A 16,161-nucleotide genomic window follows, 5' to 3' on the forward strand; every position below is an offset into this window, starting at 1 on the left:
CGCTCCCACTGGGGGATTTTTGTGGGGTGGGACTATCCGCGCAGCAGGCCCTGCTCCGCTTCGCAAAGGCCGACGACATAATCCCAGACCACCCGCAGCCTCACCGATTTGTGCAGCTCGCGCCGGGTACTGATCCAGTAACTGCGCTCGATGCTGTCATCCGGCAGCAACGCCACCAGATCCGGATCCGACGCGGCCATGTAGCAAGGCAGCACGGCAATGCCCAACCCCGAGCGCGCCGCTTCCTGCTGGGCGATCACGCTGGTGCTATGGAACACCACGCGCGGGCTGCGGCAGAAGCTGTTGAGGAACATCAGTTCCTGACTGAACAGCAGATCGTCGACATAGCCGATCCACGCATGTCGCGCGAGGTCTTCGCGGCTGCGCAACGGTGGCGCGTTGTCGAGGTAGCGTTGGCTGGCGTAGAGCGCCAACCGATAGTCGGTGAGCTTGCGCGTGACCAGCATGTCCGCCGCCGGGCGCTCCAGATGAATGCTGATTTCCGCCTCGCGGTTGAGGATGCTGACGAAGCGCGGCACGGCGACCAGTTCCACCTCCAGCCCCGGATAGCGTTCGAACAGGCCGATCATGCGGCTGGCGAGAAACTTGATGCCCAGCCCCTCAGTGACACCGACGCGGATCTTGCCCAGCGGCGCGGTGGACTGGGTGATTTCTTCCTGAGCCAGCAGCGCAACGTTTTCCATGGCTTCGGCGTGCTTGAGCAGCGCCTCCCCCGCCGGGGTCATTTCGTAGCCTTGGGCGTGCTGGACGAACAGCGCGGTGCCGAGGCTCTTTTCGATGGCCTCGATATGACGGGCCACGGTGGCGTGAGTGGTGTTCAGACGCCGGGCAGCGGTGAGCAGGCGGCCGCTGCGTTGCAACTCCAGAAAGAACCGCAGGTCGTTCCAGTCGAACATGGGGTGTCCTTGTCAGCTATGGTCAATCCAGGCTGTTTGAAAACGCACAGCGGCTGCGCAAAAACTAACATTCTTTTAACGAAAGCTAACAACTAGAGTGTCCGACAATAAAAACAAAAAGCGAGGTCAGGGAATGCAGACTTCCCTTGAAGAATACGACTACATCGTGGTCGGCGCCGGCCCTGCCGGGTGCTTGCTGGCCAATCGACTGTCGGCAGACAAGCAGCAGCGGGTGTTGCTGCTCGAAGCCGGCGGACGCGACAACTATGCGTGGATTCACATCCCCGTGGGTTACCTGTTCTGCATCGGCAACCCGCGCACCGACTGGTGCTTCAAGACCGAAGCGCAACCCGGCCTGCAAGGTCGCAGCCTGAGCTACCCACGCGGCAAAGTGCTCGGTGGCTGCTCTTCCATCAACGGCATGATCTACATGCGTGGCCAGGCCGGCGACTATGACGGCTGGGCGGCCGAGGGCAATCCGGGCTGGGCCTGGAAAGACGTGCTGCCGCTGTTCAAACACAGCGAAAACCACTTCGCCGGCGCCGCTGAATTTCACGGCGCCAAGGGCGAATGGCGGGTCGAGCAACAGCGCCTGTCGTGGCCGATTCTCGACGCGTTTCGCAGCGCCGCCGAGCAGAGCGGCATCGCCAGCATCGATGACTTCAATCAGGGCGACAACGAGGGTTGCGGCTACTTTCAGGTCAACCAGAAGGCCGGGGTGCGCTGGAACGCGGCCAAGGCTTTTCTCAAACCGATTCGCGAGCGGACCAATCTGACCGTGCTGACCGGGGTTGAGGTTGATCGCGTGCTATTGGAAAACGGGCGGGCATCGAAGGTCAGCGCACGTCACGAAGGGCACACGAAAAGCTTCAAGGCACGCAAGGAGATCATCCTCTGCGCTGGCTCCGTCGGGTCACCGAGCATTCTGCAGCGCTCCGGAATCGGCCCGCGTCCGCTGCTCGAGCGCCTCGGCATTGGCGTGACTCATGAGCTGCCGGGGGTCGGCGGCAATCTGCAGGATCACCTGCAACTGCGCCTGATCTACAAACTGCAAAACGCCCGCACCCTGAATCAGATCGCCGGCAGCGTGTGGGGCAAGATGGGCATGGGCCTGCGTTATCTGTATGACCGCAGCGGGCCGCTGTCGATGGCGCCGAGTCAGTTGGGCGCGTTTGCCCGCTCAGGGCCAGAGCAGACTTCCGCCAACCTTGAATACCACGTGCAGCCGCTGTCGCTGGAGCGTTTTGGCGAGCCGCTGCACAGCTTCCCTGCATTCACCGCGTCGGTGTGTGATTTGCGTCCGCAGAGCCGGGGTCGCATTGAAATCCGCTCGGCGGATCCGCAGGAAGCACCGCTGATTCAACCCAATTACCTGAGCCATCCCGAAGATTTGCGCGTGGCCGCGGATGCGATCCGCCTGACCCGCCGCATCGTCAGCGCCCCGGCCCTGCAAGCGTTCAAACCGGTGGAATATCTGCCCGGCGACAGCCTGCAAAGCGAGGAGCAACTGCACGAAGCGGCGGCGCGCATCGGTACGACGATTTTCCATCCGGTCGGCACCTGTCGCATGGGCAGTGACGCCGACGCGGTGGTCGATGCGCAACTGCGCGTGCATGGCGTGCCCGGCCTGCGCATCGCCGACGCCTCGATCATGCCGCGCATCACCTCGGGCAACACCTGTTCGCCTACGCTGATGATTGCCGAGAAGGCGGCGCAGCTGATCCTTTCAGGACCTGTTCACAGCCCCAGTGTGGGAGCGGGCTTGCTCGCGAAGGCAGAGTGTCATTCACCCATGATTTGATTGACACGGCCCCTTCGGGAGCAAGCCCCCTCCCACAGGAATCAACAGCAGATTCAAGACATCGCGCTTCACCCGGACACGCAACACCAGTGGAACAACAAAAACAATCACTGTGAGGGATTTCGATATGTCAGAACACGCTCAGCCGCTGGACGCCGCGAGCGGCGCCAGCACCAGCAATGCCACGCAGAAAGTCATCTTCGCCTCGTCTCTGGGGACGGTCTTCGAGTGGTATGACTTTTTCCTCTACGGCGCCCTCGCGGCGGTGATCAGCAAGCAGTTTTTCGCCGGAGTCAACGACACCACGGCGTTCATTTTCGCGCTGATGGCCTTCGCCGCCGGGTTTATCGTGCGGCCGTTCGGGGCGCTGGTGTTCGGTCGGTTGGGGGACATGATCGGGCGCAAATACACCTTCCTCGCCACCATCATCCTGATGGGTATCGCCACGTTCTGCGTCGGCCTGTTGCCGACCTACGCCAGCATCGGCATTGCCGCACCGATCATTCTGGTGGTGCTGCGCATGCTTCAGGGTCTGGCCCTGGGCGGTGAATACGGCGGTGCGGCGACCTATGTGGCGGAACACGCGCCAATCGGCAAACGCGGCTTCCACACCAGCTGGATTCAGTCCACTGCGACCCTCGGCCTGCTGCTGTCGCTGCTGGTGGTGCTCGGGTGCCGTTACTTTACCGGCGATCAGTTCGAAGTCTGGGGCTGGCGTATTCCGTTCCTGCTGTCGATCGTGCTGCTGGGCATTTCCACCTGGATCCGCCTGAGCCTGCACGAGTCGCCGGCGTATCTGAAAATGAAGGAGGAAGGCAAGGCATCGAAAGCACCGATCCGCGAATCCTTCGGCAAATGGGAGAACCTCAAGGTCGTGCTGATCGCCCTGTTCAGCATCAACGCCGGGCAAGCGGTGACCTTCTACGCCGCGCAGTTCTACGTGCTGTTCTTCCTCACCCAGTTTCTGAAAATGGACCCGGCGGTGGCCAACACTCTGCTGATCATCAGCGTGGTGATCGGTGCGCCGTTCTTCATCATTTTCGGCTGGCTGTCCGACAAGGTCGGGCGCAAACCGGTGCTGATGCTCGGCCTGCTTCTGGCGACGGCGCTGTACTTCCCGATTTTCAAATCCCTGGCGCACTACGCCAACCCGGCAATCGATCAGGCCAGCCGTCAGGCACCGATCACCGTGCTGGCCGATCCGGCCACCTGCACCTTCCAGTTCGACCCGGTGGGCAAGGCCAAATTCGACAGCCCGTGCGACAAGGTCAAGACCTTCCTGGTCAAGCAAGGCCTGCCCTACTCCAGCGCCGCCGCCCCGGCCGGCAGTGGCGTGCAGGTCAGCGTCGGTGACGTGAAGATCGACGGCTACGACGAATCCGCCCTGCGCGGCGCAGTGACCCTCGCTGGCTACCCGCAACAGGCTGACCTGCAACAGATCAACAAACCGATGATCGTGGCGCTGATCGTCGCGCTGATCATCATCTCGGCCATGTGCTACGGCCCGCTGGCGGCGCTGATGGTGGAACTGTTCCCGACGCGCATCCGCTATACGTCGATGTCCCTGCCGTATCACATCGGCAATGGCTGGTTTGGTGGATTCCTGCCCACCGTGTCATTCGCGCTGGTGGTGTACACCGGGGATATTTTCTATGGGCTGTGGTACCCGGTGCTGATCACCGGGGTGAGCCTGGTGGTGGGGATGATCTGTTTGCGTGAGACCAAGAATATCGATCTGGACAAGAACTGATTCTGAACCTGCACACATGATCCTTTGGTGAAAAAAACCTGTGGCGAGGGGATTTATCCCCGATGGGGTGCGTAGCGCCCCCCGTGAAAAATGGGACTACTACGTAGTCCATCGGGGATAAATCCCCTCGCCACAATTAAATCTCTTCATCAAGGAACTAAGCGTCAGCCTTGATCACTTCAAACTTCACCTGATCCGGATAAAACGCCACATAGTTCTTGATCTGCTCCACCGAGATTTTCGGTTTCTCGTACGTCCACACCGCATTCGCCCCCTCATGCCCCGGCACTTGCAGGCTGAAGTAATTGGCATCGCCCTTGTATGGGCAATAACTGGTGTGGTCGGTGCGGGCGAAGTATTTCTCGTCGATGTCCTCGCGGGGAACGTAGTACACCGGCGGGTAGTTGGCCTCATGGAGAACCATCACATGCGAGGACGCCGCGACCTGGATGCCGTGGAATTTCACCAGCAGGCAACCGGAGAGTTCTTCGAGGGTGATGACGGGGTTGAGGCCGGTGGTGCTCATTGGGGGTTTCTCCTGGTCATGGAAATGACTGTGGCGAGGGAGCTTGTCGAATCGTCGCACCGTCCCGCTGGTCTGCACAGCAGACCCAAATCCGGAAATCGCGCTGCATCAGGTATAACGCGATTTCAGGTTTTGCGACGGCTTCGCCGCCGAGCGGGACGGTGCGACGACTCGACAAGCTCCCTCGCCACAAGCGTCAGGTCGGCCCTGTCATTTCACATCAAGCCACGATATCAGTCGCCAGCGCCTGCCCTACCACACCTACGGCAAAGTCGATCTGCCCCTGCCCGGTCAGATCGATCAGCAGCCCGGTCTGACCACTCTGCGCGTAATAAGTCAGGATTGCATCGCCCGCATGGCCGGTGAAACTGCTGACGAAGTTCAGCGTGGCCGCACCCGTGGCGAAACCGGCGATGCCCGAGAGATCGATCTTGTCCACGCCGCTTTTGAAATCCATGATCCAGTCCGGCTGGTTGTTGGTCGAGTCACTGGCCGCACCGAACACGAAGGTGTCCGCACCCTCGCCGCCCCACAACACATCGGCGCCGCCACCGCCGTAAAGGATGTCGTTGCCGGCTCCGCCGAACAGATGGTTGACGGCCGAGTTGCCGATCAGCAGGTCATTGCCCGAACCGCCAACCGCATTTTCCACGGTTACGCCATAGGCAATCGACACGTTGCCGACCAGACCGCCAACGTCGGAGAACGAACCTTCATTGAGGTTGATCTTCTGGTTCTGGGTGAAGCCGGAGAAATCCAGCCAGTCGTCACCGCCACCGTCCCATACCGAAAACACCACTTTCGAAGAGGCCGAAGTCGCGGTGTAGTAATCGCGTCCGGTATTGGAGTTGAAGCCATACCAGGTGTTATCGGCACGAGTTTCATAGTTGGCACCGTAGAGTTTCTGCACCGCCACGATATCGTCCAGCAACGGCGCGGAGGCGTAGGCTCCGCTGCCATCCTTGCTGAAGTTCTGGTCGGTATTGGCTTCGCTCCAGTAGCTCATCAGGCTGTAGCCACGGGTGTCTTCGGCGTACTTGGCGTCGTTGTAGGTCGTGTTGCCATTGCCGGCGTTGTAGGCGCCCGGGTGCGACAGGCCGAGGGTGTGGCCGATTTCGTGAGTCAGGGTCTGACGCCCGTAGTTGTTGGTGTCCGGGGTCTTGTTGACCTGATACTGGTTGTTGATCAGGTACCACGACTGGCCATCGTAGCTACCGCCGCTCGGCAGGTAGGCGAACGCCGCGCCGCCGGTGCTGACATCGTAGTTGCCGAAGGTCATGTGACCGTCGCCGCCCGTGCCTTCAGCGAAGGTCACCTTGGCCACATCGGCCCACGATTGCATCGCCAGTATGGCCTGGGCCTTTTGCTGCGCGCTGAACTGGCTGAAGTTGCCGAGGTTCGGGTTGTAGTTCGCCGGTTTCTCGGTGAGGAAGGTGTAGGTCAGGGAGATTTTGCCGTCGCCGTTCTTGTCGTGCCACAACAGGTTTTTGCGCAGGATTTCGTCGGCTGCCTGGTCGGCGGTAAACGACGGTTTGCCGTTCACCAGGCCGACGCCACGGTCGTACAGGTGGCTGAAGGCATTCACTTCGTCATAGGCGCTGCTGGTTTTCGCTTTGGCTTGAGCCATGGTGGGACTTCCTTGTTTCAGAGTGGTCAGTGCGTTCGGACCGTGGCGATCTTCTGGCGAGATCGTCCTGTCACTCGCGTTTCTTAAAGGCCCGACGAACCTGCCATGCCCGGCAAGCGCGGTGCCATTCGATTTCTCGATAGTCGCCCGCGCCGTCCCGGTAATACCGGTCATTCCCGGCAATGTTTTTATCTGTATATCCATACAGATAAAAGTTGCCCCGGGCGCGAACTCCGGCCATTCTGTGCACCTCCAGTGAACTGATTGACGACGGTGGTTATGCGGCTGTACCTCTGTGAAAAACCTTCCCAGGCCAAAGACATTGCGGCTGTGCTCGGTGCAAAGCGCCGGGGCGACGGCTGTTGGCTGGGAACGGACGTCACGGTGACCTGGTGTATCGGCCACCTGCTGGAAACTGCCCCGCCGGATGCCTACGACGCGCGCTACAAGCGCTGGGTGCTGGCGGATCTGCCGATCATTCCGGACAAGTGGAAAATGACCGTCAAGCCGCGTACCGCCAGCCAGTACAAGGCGGTCAAGCGCCTGTTGGGCGAGGCCAGCGAACTGATCATCGCCACCGACGCCGACCGTGAAGGCGAGATGATTGCCCGGGAACTGGTCGAGCACTGCCGCTATCGCGGGCCGATCCGTCGCCTGTGGCTGTCGGCGCTGGATGAAGCGTCGATCCGCAAGGCCCTGGCCGCACTGAAGCCGGGGGCGGAAACCTTCAGCCTGTATCACTCGGCCCTGGGGCGCTCCCGCGCGGACTGGCTGATTGGTATGAACATGAGTCGCCTGTTCACGTTATTGGGCCGTCAGTCCGGCTATCAGGGCGTGCTGCCCGTCGGCCGGGTGCAGACGCCGACACTACGGCTGGTGGTGGATCGCGACCGCAGCATCGCCGATTTCGTGCCGGTGCCGTATTGGGCGATCGATGTGCAACTGCTGCACGACGGCACGCCGTTCACTGCGCAATGGCGTGCGCCCTCCGACGTTTGCGACGATCAGGATCGCTGCCTGAATCAGGCGTTGGCGCAGCAAGCGGCGGCTGCAATCAGCAATGCGGCCAGCGCACGGGTGGTGAAATTGCGCACCGAGCGCATGCGTGAAGTGGCACCGCTGCCCTTCGATCTGGGCACCCTGCAGGAAGTCTGCTCGAAGAAACTCGGTCTCGGCGCCCAGGAAACCCTCGACATCGCCCAGGCGCTGTACGAAACCTACAAGGTCATCACCTACCCGCGCAGTGATTGCGGCTTCCTGCCGCTGAGCCAGCACAGCGAGGCGCCGGGGATACTCGCTGCACTGCGTCAGGCCGACTCAAGCCTCGATGCGCTGAACGGTCACCTCGACCCGCAACGCCGCTCACGGGCGTGGAACGACGCCAAGGTCAGCGCCCACCACGGCATCATCCCCACCGCGGCGGCGAAAAATCTCGAGCGTTTGAGCGGTAAGCACCGGGCGGTCTACACCCTGATTCGCGCGCGCTATCTTGCGCAATTTCTGCCCAACCACGAATACGATCGCACCCAGGCCGATTTCGATTGCGCCGGTGAAGCATTGCGCGCCGTCGGCAAGCAGATCATCGAACCGGGCTGGAAACGCGCCTTGCCCGAAGCCCTCGCCCCGGCCAAGGGCCGTGAAGCTCCAGCCCCGCAAACCCTGCCGGCGCTGAGCCAGGGTATCGATTGCGCCGTGGCCGGCGTGAACCTCAAGGATCTCTGGACTCAGCCGCCCAAACCCTACACCGAGGGCGATCTGATCAAGGCGATGAAGAACGTCGCCAAACTGGTGGAAGATCCGCTGCTCAAACAGAAACTCAAGGACACTACCGGCATCGGCACCGAAGCCACTCGCGCCTCGATCATTCAGGGCCTGCTGGACCGCGGTTATCTGCTGAAAAACGGCAAGGCGCTGGCCGCGACGCCTGCAGCCTTCAGCCTGATCGACGCCGTACCCCGGGCAATTGCCGACCCCGGCACTACCGCCATCTGGGAACAGGCGCTGGACATGGTGCAGAGCGGCGAGATGAGTCTGGAAGAGTTCGTCACCAAACAGGCGGCGTGGATGAGCAAGCAGGTCAGTCGCTGTTCTGCACTGAGCCTGACCATCAGCGGCCCGCCACCGGCCGGCAAGGCTGCGGCGCCGTGGAAGAAGAAACGCAAATCGGCGCGCAGTAAAACCGCCAGTGCAACCAAGCGTACCGCCAAATAACTCAAACCTGCTGAGCTCCTGTGGCGAGGGAGCTTGCTCCCGCTCGGCTGCGCAGCAGTCGCAAAACCTGCAACTATGGTCTATCTGAAACATCGCGATTGCAGGCTTTAGGGCCGCTTCGCGCCCCAGCGGGAGCAAGCTCCCTCGCCACAGGGTTCTTAAGTCTCCCTTTTGGAGTTCATTGAACATGCCCACCATCGAACTACACCCCGCCCACCGCGACGAACTGCAAACCATCGAAAACCTAATGCAGTTCTACATGTACGACTTCAGCCAATGGCTACCACTGAAGCTCGGCGAACATGGCTTCTTCAGCATTCAGCAGAAGGACGATTACTGGCGCAATCCAGCCACCCGACCGTTCCTGATCCGCGTCGACGGTGAGCTGGCCGGTTTCGTGACCGTGGATGATGAAACCCACATCGATGGCGCCGAACACAACATCGGCTACTTTTTCCTCACCCGACGCTTTCGTGGCCAAGGCGTCGCGCAGTTTGTCGTCTCTGCCCTCTTGAGCCGCCTGCCAGGTCGATGGCAGATTTTCCATATCGACGCCAACCTGCCTGCACAGCGCTTCTGGGCCGGGCTGATCCCGCAATTGAGCGGTGGCGAGTTCACCCGTCAGCAGCGCTCGGTAGACGGTTACCCCTGCACCTTCTACGTCCTGAACGTCCCCGCTTCCGTTCTCTGAACGAAACTTTTCTCATTCCAAAACAGCTTTGTCCGACAATATGTAGTGAGCAAAAATAATCACTACAAAACCGTTGACGGCACCGTTTTGCTTTTGCATGATGAAGACGTTCCCCGATCGGGAACATCAGTAACACGCTTGAGCAAACTCGTCTGACCGCCGAGTTGTTTTTTCCGGATACACGCTGCCCACAAGGCAGATTGAAGAAGCTGACCTGGCCTGAACGTCCAGTACAAGGACGAGAAGCGCTGGCGAAAATTCTCAAGACGCTTGTGGCCGACCCTGAAAACGTCGTCAAGGAGCCTCCCGGTTTTCGCTGCTTCTCCTCGTTGTGACGCTATTGCGTAGCAGTTATTCAACACGACTACATGCAACAGACGCATGACCCCGTACTTCTTACGGGCGACCGCTGACGTCCTGGTTTCGGTGCCAGGGATCAACTAACCGATGGGCTACCTGTATTAGCGAATCAACTTTGAAAGATCACCAGACTGGTCAAGGGGCAAACATCATGAATCTGAATAATCAACCTACTATCGAAGAACTGGCTCGTATGTTCGCTGCGCAAAAAGACAGCCACGACAGCCACATTCTCTGGATCAGCAAGTCGGGTCAGGTGCATATCGACTGCCTGTCGCCCCACGCTGGTGAAGAAGAATTCGACCGCAGCCACCAGAACCTGCTGGCCCGCCTGAAGATGTACCGCCGCGGCCACGGTTATGTCGGCAAAAAAGCTGCGGCCGACAAGGACTTCATCGGCAATGTGCTGCAGACGCTGAAACAGGCGTGGGATTCGATGCAGAACAAGAATGAAGTTCGGGTGATTGATCGGTTCTACTGAGTTACAACTTCAATAAATAAAAGGGCCTGCTTCCAAAAGAAGCAGGCCCTTTTTACATCTGCGAGTCACCATATAACCCTGTGGGAGCGGGCTTGCTCGCGAATGGGCCGTGTCAGTCACCATCATCTCAACTGAGACACCGCTTTCGCGAGCAAGCCCGCTCCCACAGGGGGGACTGTATCGTTGGTTAGATTTTCGTTTCCAATACCAGATTCATAAACGCCACCGCCGCCGCACTGTGGTAATTATTGCGCCGCCGCAACAACGCCGCCCCGCGCTGCGGCGCTTCGTTCTCGACCCGCAGCCGACGCAACGACCGGTCTTCGGTGGCAATCGCCTCCGGCAACATCGTCGCCATTGGCGAATGGCGCACTACCTCGAGCAATGTACTCACCGAGTTCACCTCGATCCGCACCTTCGGCGTAATCCCCTCCTGACGAAAATACTCATCAATCGATAACCGGGTAATGAAGTCTGACGCCAGCAAGGCGAAATCCAGCTGCGCAAGGTCACTCGCCGTCAGCACCGATGTGCTCTCGTACAACGGATGCTCGCGGCCGATCATGATCCCCAGGGTTTCGGTAAACGCCGGAATGCACTCGATGTCCGGGTGGCGCACCGGGGTAAAGGCAATCGCGATGTCCAGCGAGTCATCCGCCAGCCCGACCTCGATATCGTCCATCGACAGTTCGAAAATCTGCAAATGAATACCCGGATAGCGCGCCGCGAAATCGCGCACCAACGGCCCGACCAGATAGGCCATGAAGGTCGGGGTCATGGCCAGACGCAAGCTGCCACGGGACAGATCCTTCACGTCATGCAACGCCCGCTTGCCCGCCTCCAGTTCCACCAGCACCCGCCGCGCACATTCGATGTAGGCCTCACCGGCATCGGTGGGCTTGACCGTGCGCGAGGTTCGATCGAACAGGTTCACCCCGAGGGTTTCTTCCAGTTGGCGGATCTGTTGCGACAAGGTCGGCTGCGACACATGCAACGCCTCCGCCGCCCGGGTGAACCCGCCGTGGTCGGCCACGGCCAGCAGATAACGCAAATGTCGCAACAACATGGGATCACCATCTATAGGCAGGACTTATGCGAAGCATTGTATATCGGTCTTGGACGCTATGGATCAATCGGCAGAAGATTGCTCCCACACAGCAAGCCAACCCTGAAAGGAGTGACACCATGCAACAGTCCCACGCCTACAACGATGCCAGCCTGGCCCTGACCACCCGCATTCTCGACATCAAGGCACGCAAAGGCCTGTCGTGGCAGGATCTGGCCGACGACACCGGCCTGAGCCTGGCCTACGTCACCGCTGCCCTGCTCGGCCAGCACCCGCTGCCACAAACCGCCGCGCAAGTGGTTGGCGACAAACTTGAACTGGACGCCGACGCCGTTGCCGCCCTGCAGATCATCCCGCTGCGCGGCAGCCTCAGCGGCGTGCCGACCGACCCGACCATCTACCGCTTCCACGAGATGATCCAGATCTACGGCACCACCCTCAAAGCCCTGGTCCACGAGCAGTTTGGCGACGGCATCATCAGCGCCATCAACTTCAAGCTCGACATCAAGAAAGTCGAAGACCCGGAAGGCGGCTCCCGCGCCGTGGTCACCCTCGACGGCAAGTTCCTGCCCCTGCGTCCGTTCTGATCCGCCTGGCCCGCCCCGAGGGGCGGGCCACCCCAACACTTTCATTGCAACCGTTCCCCAATACGTCTGGAGGCTGCCCCATGCAAAAAATTCTGCTGGCCCTTGCCCTGCTTGCCGGCCTGTCCACTCAGGTTCATGCCGATGAAGATGCCGTGGCCTACCACTACGGCATGCACCTGGACATCGCCGAAGTCGTGAGCATTAGCCCGGTTGCCGACGTCTGTGGCGTGGTGCCGGTGGAGATGACGTATCTGGACAGCAATGGCGACAAACACATTCTTCAATACAGCGAATTCGGCAACGGTTGCTCGAACTAAGAGGACTACACCATGAAAAGCCTGATCGACGGTTTCCTGAAGTTCCAGAACGAAGCCTTCCCGCAACGCACCGAACTGTTCAAACACCTGGCGACCACCCAGCAACCCGGAACCTTGTTCATCACCTGTTCCGACAGCCGCGTGGTGCCGGAACTGCTGACCCAGCAAGAACCCGGCGAGCTGTTCGTGATCCGTAACGCAGGCAATATCGTGCCGTCCTACAGCCCGCATCCGGGCGGGGTTTCGGCAACGGTGGAATACGCGGTGGCGGTGCTTGGGGTGACTGACATCGTGATCTGTGGGCACTCCGATTGCGGCGCGATGACCGCGATTGCCCAGTGCAAATGCATGGATCATCTGCCCGCCGTCAGCGGCTGGCTGCAACATGCCGAGTCGGCGAAAGTGGTGAACGAGGCGCGGCCGCACGCCAATGACGCGGCGAAATTGAGTTCGATGGTGCGGGAAAATGTGATCGCGCAACTGGCGAATATTCAGACCCACCCGAGCGTGCGCCTGGCCCAGGAGAAAGGCCTGCTGAATCTGCATGGCTGGGTGTATGACATCGAGACCGGCTCGATCGATGCGCTGGCGGCAGACCGCCGCACGTTTGTGCCGCTGGCCGAGCAGCCAGCGACTTGTGCGGTGCAGGCAAACACCAGCGCAGCTGCCTGAAGGAGAACAGTGCAACCCTGTGGCGAGGGAGCTTGCTCCCGCTGGGGCGCGCAGCGGCCCTTGCTTTTTTGGGTCTGCTGCGCAGACCAGCGGGAGCAAGCTCCCTCGCCACAGGTTTGGTGTTCAGATCAGCGTTTTACGGTGAGGTCGATCTGGGTCATACGACTACGCACCGTAAACACCCCATCCCCCGAAAGAATCGCACTGCGCGCAAACAAGCGCCCGCTCTCCCAGTTCGAAAGCCCCAGCTCCGGCTTGTTCAACGCGTACTGCCCATCGACCCAGCGAGTAATCCCGTTACCCACAAACGGCGCGTTCACCGCGTTGTAAAAGCGTTCCTGAGCGCCAGCATCCTCGCTGATCAGCGACACCGTGAACTGCGGGCTGTAGCGGTTGAACAACGTGATCGCCTGATGCAGATCTTCGACGATCATCAGGCTGACTTCCGGGGTTTCTTCCCATTCCCACTCGCGGCCCAGCTCTGATTCCGCCAACGCTTCGGCCAGGGCTTCGGTCTGATAACCCTCGGCGCGATAGACCTCGACCGTCGCGTTCTGCCACTCAGCCGGCAGGTAACTTTCGCTGCCTGCGACGATGTGCAATTTGCAGCCCTGCCCGCGTGCGCTGCCGGCCTGCTTCAGCGCATCGAGGAACAGCGGCACCAGTTCGGCGGCGCGCTCGCGGTGAATCAGGCAGACGTTCAGGGTGTTGCAGACTTTGCGATCCAGCGAATTGCGCACCACGGCGGCGAAACGTGTGGCATCAGCATCACGGTCAGCAATCAACCAGGCGCCGCCGGTGCCATGCAGGCTGACCGCCGTGCCCGCCTGCTGGGCGATGCTGCCCAACTGGCTGACCGCACGCCCCGAACCCCGGGCCACCGCCAGCGACAGACGCCGGTCGGCGAACATCGCCCACCCGGCCGCGTGATTGACACTTTCCACCAGCGACACCGCACCTGCCGGCAAACCAGCATCGGCCAGCGCCGGGTTCAGCGCGTGAGTGACGATCGCTTGCGCGGTGCCCAACGCGTCGCTGCCAATGCGCAGCACTGCGGTGTTACCAGTGCGCAGTACGCCGGCGGCATCGGCGAACACATTCGGTCGTCCTTCGAACACGAAGGCGACGATGCCCAGCGGCGACACCACTTGCTCGACCTTCCAGCCGTCGTGTTCGACGCAGCTGATGACCTTGCCGCGCGTGGCCGGCGCATCACGCCAGGCGCGCAGACCGGCGATCATGTCGCGGCGCATGCGCTCGTCGGCGAGCAGTCGGGTGGTCGAGCGGCCACGGGCCTTGGCGCGTTCGATGTCGGCCAGGTTCGCGGCTTCGATCAAGGTCCAGCATTCCGGGGTTTCCAGGCGTTGCGCGAACAGGTCGAAGAAGCGACTGATGGCTTCGTCGGACACTGCCGACAATGCAGTGAATGCCGCTTCAGCACGTTCGATTGCCACCGCAGCCGCTTGTTGATCGACCACCGGAATCAGCAACAGCTCGCCACTCACCTGCTCGACCAGCAGGTGGTCACCGGGCTGAAACCGCGCCGCCAGTTCGGGGCTGACCACGGTCACGCGGTTACCAGCGAAAGGGATCGGCGTGCCAGCGACTAGACGTTCGAGCGCAAGAGACATGAAGCGGATTCACCATATGAGGGGCGGCCGGAAAATGTAGCGGATTCTGCGCTGAAACACACCTTCTACAAACACTACCGAACCTGTGGGAGCGGGCTTGCTCGCGAAGGCGTCGGCACCATCAACATGGATATTGAATGTGCTGGCCTCTTCGCGAGCAAGCCCGCTCCCACAGGTTTCGTGGTGTTTGGAAGATCAGGTCAGAACACCGACCAGCCAATCCGCGAACTGAGCATCTCCAGCGCCGCCATCCCCGCCAGCGAGTTGCCGGCGGCGTTGAGTTCCGGCGACCACACGCACACGCTGAACTGCCCCGGCACCACCGCGACGATCCCGCCGCCGACCCCGCTCTTGCCCGGCAGACCGACGCGGTAGGCGAAGTTGCCGGCCTCGTCATACAGGCCGCTGGTGGCCATGATCGAGTTGACCTGCTGGGTCTGGCGCCGGGTCAGGATCTGTTCGCCGCTGTGCTTGCAGAAACCGTCGTTGGCGAGGAAGCAGAACGCCCGGGCCAGATCGATGCAGTTCATGCGCAACGCGCAGTGGCTGAAGTAGCTGCGCAGCACCGCTTCGACATCGTTGTGGAAGTTGCCGAACGATTGCATCAGGTACGCCATGGCCGCATTGCGGGCGCGATGCTGGTATTCGGATTCGGCGACCTTGCCGTCGACGATCACCTGCGGATTGCCCGACAGGCGCCGCACGAAGTCACGCATCGACAAGGCCGGCGCGGCGAATCGCGACTGATTGATGTCGCAGATCACCAGCGCCCCGGCATTGATGAACGGATTGCGCGGACGCCCGCGTTCGAACTCCAGTTGCACCAGCGAGTTGAACGGCTGGCCGGACGGCTCGTGCCCCAGGCGCTCCCAGATCGCCTCGCCGGAATGCTCGATGGCCTGCACCAGGCTGAACACCTTGGAAATACTCTGTACCGAGAACGGCGTCTCGGCATCGCCGGCGCAATACATTTCGCCGTCGTTGCCATACACCGCAATGCCCAGTTGATTGGCCGGCACGGTGCCGAGGGCGGGAATGTAGTCAGCCACCTTGCCCTGCCCGATCAGGGGCCGGACAGCGTCAAGAATCTCGTTCAACAGCGCTTGCATGCCGGGTTCCGAAGTCTCGCCCCATGGGATTGCGGGGACACTGGGGCTAGACGCTGCGGACCGGTGCCGAATCACACTGACCGACACACTGAAAATCCAAATGTGGGCGTGGGCTTGCTCACGAAGGAGCCCGTTCATTCAGCATTGATGGCGGTTGACCTGACGCCTTCGCGAGCAAGCCCGCTCCCACCGGGGATCGTCGGTGAATGAAGGATTTACGGCTGGCCGCGATCAAGGGCGGGAGTGGGCTTGCTCACGAAGGGGTCGGTACATTCAGCATTGATGGCGGCTGACTTGACGCCTGCGCGAGCAAGCCCGCTCCCACCGGGGATCGTCGGTGAATGAAGGATTTACGGCTGGCCGCGATCAAGGGTGGGAGTGGGCTTGCTCACGAAGGGGTCGGTACATTCAGCAT

14 protein-coding genes are annotated in these 16,161 nt (G+C 60.9%); 8 read left to right on the plus strand and 6 right to left on the minus strand.

Annotated features, from left to right (window positions below):
• Positions 1-32 precede the first annotated feature (32 nt).
• Entirely contained in the window at positions 33-917 is an 885-nt protein-coding gene (locus tag M0814_RS02435) for a LysR family transcriptional regulator (RefSeq protein WP_045122518.1), read from the minus strand.
• 133 nt (positions 918-1,050) lie between these two features.
• Here M0814_RS02435 and M0814_RS02440 point away from each other — a divergent pair, with 133 nt between their 5' ends.
• The gene (locus tag M0814_RS02440) at positions 1,051-2,718 is read left to right on the plus strand and encodes a GMC family oxidoreductase N-terminal domain-containing protein (protein WP_103484228.1); all 1,668 of its coding nucleotides are present in this window, start codon (positions 1,051-1,053) and stop codon (positions 2,716-2,718) included.
• 127 nt (positions 2,719-2,845) lie between these two features.
• A complete protein-coding gene (locus M0814_RS02445; RefSeq protein ID WP_003226027.1) occupies positions 2,846-4,468 on the plus strand; it encodes an MFS transporter in 1,623 nt (540 codons plus the stop codon).
• A 157-nt stretch (positions 4,469-4,625) separates the two neighbouring features.
• Here the strand turns inward: M0814_RS02445 and M0814_RS02450 are convergent, their stop codons facing one another.
• Both M0814_RS02450 and M0814_RS02455 read right to left on the minus strand, forming a co-directional pair.
• Positions 4,626-4,994, minus strand: a complete 369-nt coding sequence (locus M0814_RS02450) for a DUF427 domain-containing protein (RefSeq protein WP_103484229.1) — start codon at positions 4,992-4,994, stop codon at positions 4,626-4,628.
• A 220-nt stretch (positions 4,995-5,214) separates the two neighbouring features.
• Complete coding sequence (locus M0814_RS02455; protein ID WP_103484230.1) at positions 5,215-6,621, minus strand: serralysin family metalloprotease; 1,407 nt, start codon at positions 6,619-6,621, stop codon at positions 5,215-5,217.
• A gap of 279 nt (positions 6,622-6,900) precedes the next feature.
• On the opposite strand from M0814_RS02455, the gene M0814_RS02460 reads away from it, so the two are divergent.
• The 3 genes from M0814_RS02460 to M0814_RS02470 all read left to right on the plus strand — a co-directional run bounded on the left by M0814_RS02460 (position 6,901) and on the right by M0814_RS02470 (position 10,364).
• Positions 6,901-8,832, plus strand: a complete 1,932-nt coding sequence (locus M0814_RS02460; protein ID WP_112997812.1) for a DNA topoisomerase III — start codon at positions 6,901-6,903, stop codon at positions 8,830-8,832.
• Between the two features lie 187 nt (positions 8,833-9,019).
• Entirely contained in the window at positions 9,020-9,523 is a 504-nt protein-coding gene (locus M0814_RS02465; RefSeq protein WP_103486171.1) for a GNAT family N-acetyltransferase, read from the plus strand.
• 511 nt (positions 9,524-10,034) lie between these two features.
• Positions 10,035-10,364, plus strand: a complete 330-nt coding sequence (locus tag M0814_RS02470) for a hypothetical protein (RefSeq protein WP_003226040.1) — start codon at positions 10,035-10,037, stop codon at positions 10,362-10,364.
• A gap of 187 nt (positions 10,365-10,551) precedes the next feature.
• Here M0814_RS02470 and cynR read toward each other — a convergent pair whose 3' ends face one another.
• Positions 10,552-11,430 (minus strand): transcriptional regulator CynR, encoded by an 879-nt coding sequence (cynR, locus tag M0814_RS02475; RefSeq protein WP_103486170.1) that lies wholly within the window; start codon positions 11,428-11,430, stop codon positions 10,552-10,554.
• Between the two features lie 119 nt (positions 11,431-11,549).
• Between cynR and cynS the strand changes: the two genes are divergently transcribed.
• The 3 genes from cynS to M0814_RS02490 all read left to right on the plus strand — a co-directional run bounded on the left by cynS (position 11,550) and on the right by M0814_RS02490 (position 13,006).
• The gene (cynS, locus tag M0814_RS02480) at positions 11,550-12,017 is read left to right on the plus strand and encodes a cyanase (protein ID WP_003226042.1); all 468 of its coding nucleotides are present in this window, start codon (positions 11,550-11,552) and stop codon (positions 12,015-12,017) included.
• 80 nt (positions 12,018-12,097) lie between these two features.
• Positions 12,098-12,334, plus strand: a complete 237-nt coding sequence (locus M0814_RS02485) for a DUF2790 domain-containing protein (protein ID WP_103486169.1) — start codon at positions 12,098-12,100, stop codon at positions 12,332-12,334.
• A 12-nt stretch (positions 12,335-12,346) separates the two neighbouring features.
• Entirely contained in the window at positions 12,347-13,006 is a 660-nt protein-coding gene (locus M0814_RS02490) for a carbonic anhydrase (RefSeq protein ID WP_103486168.1), read from the plus strand.
• A 128-nt stretch (positions 13,007-13,134) separates the two neighbouring features.
• On the opposite strand, the gene M0814_RS02495 is transcribed toward M0814_RS02490, so the two are convergent.
• Together M0814_RS02495 and glsB are read right to left on the minus strand one after the other, a co-directional pair.
• Positions 13,135-14,637, minus strand: coding sequence for an aldehyde dehydrogenase family protein (locus tag M0814_RS02495; RefSeq protein WP_103486167.1), 1,503 nt, complete (start codon positions 14,635-14,637; stop codon positions 13,135-13,137).
• Between the two features lie 200 nt (positions 14,638-14,837).
• The gene (gene glsB / locus M0814_RS02500) at positions 14,838-15,746 is read right to left on the minus strand and encodes a glutaminase B (RefSeq protein WP_027611723.1); all 909 of its coding nucleotides are present in this window, start codon (positions 15,744-15,746) and stop codon (positions 14,838-14,840) included.
• Between the last annotated feature and the right edge of the window lie 415 nt (positions 15,747-16,161).

It is taken from the genome of Pseudomonas sp. MWU12-2020 (assembly GCF_023100605.1).
In the GTDB taxonomy this organism is placed as follows: Bacteria; Pseudomonadota; Gammaproteobacteria; order Pseudomonadales; family Pseudomonadaceae; genus Aquipseudomonas; species Aquipseudomonas fluorescens_H.

Bases quoted from the DNA above. Each gene is read 5' to 3' on its own strand.
- M0814_RS02435 (WP_045122518.1), bottom strand. From the start codon at position 917: ATGTTCGACTGGAACGACCTGCGGTTCTTTCTGGAGTTGCAACGCAGC.
- M0814_RS02440 (WP_103484228.1), top strand. From the start codon at position 1,051: ATGCAGACTTCCCTTGAAGAATACGACTACATCGTGGTCGGCGCCGGC.
- M0814_RS02445 (WP_003226027.1), top strand. From the start codon at position 2,846: ATGTCAGAACACGCTCAGCCGCTGGACGCCGCGAGCGGCGCCAGCACC.
- M0814_RS02450 (WP_103484229.1), bottom strand. From the start codon at position 4,994: ATGAGCACCACCGGCCTCAACCCCGTCATCACCCTCGAAGAACTCTCC.
- M0814_RS02455 (WP_103484230.1), bottom strand. From the start codon at position 6,621: ATGGCTCAAGCCAAAGCGAAAACCAGCAGCGCCTATGACGAAGTGAAT.
- M0814_RS02460 (WP_112997812.1), top strand. From the start codon at position 6,901: ATGCGGCTGTACCTCTGTGAAAAACCTTCCCAGGCCAAAGACATTGCG.
- M0814_RS02465 (WP_103486171.1), top strand. From the start codon at position 9,020: ATGCCCACCATCGAACTACACCCCGCCCACCGCGACGAACTGCAAACC.
- M0814_RS02470 (WP_003226040.1), top strand. From the start codon at position 10,035: ATGAATCTGAATAATCAACCTACTATCGAAGAACTGGCTCGTATGTTC.
- cynR (WP_103486170.1), bottom strand. From the start codon at position 11,430: ATGTTGTTGCGACATTTGCGTTATCTGCTGGCCGTGGCCGACCACGGC.
- cynS (WP_003226042.1), top strand. From the start codon at position 11,550: ATGCAACAGTCCCACGCCTACAACGATGCCAGCCTGGCCCTGACCACC.
- M0814_RS02485 (WP_103486169.1), top strand. From the start codon at position 12,098: ATGCAAAAAATTCTGCTGGCCCTTGCCCTGCTTGCCGGCCTGTCCACT.
- M0814_RS02490 (WP_103486168.1), top strand. From the start codon at position 12,347: ATGAAAAGCCTGATCGACGGTTTCCTGAAGTTCCAGAACGAAGCCTTC.
- M0814_RS02495 (WP_103486167.1), bottom strand. From the start codon at position 14,637: ATGTCTCTTGCGCTCGAACGTCTAGTCGCTGGCACGCCGATCCCTTTC.
- glsB (WP_027611723.1), bottom strand. From the start codon at position 15,746: ATGCAAGCGCTGTTGAACGAGATTCTTGACGCTGTCCGGCCCCTGATC.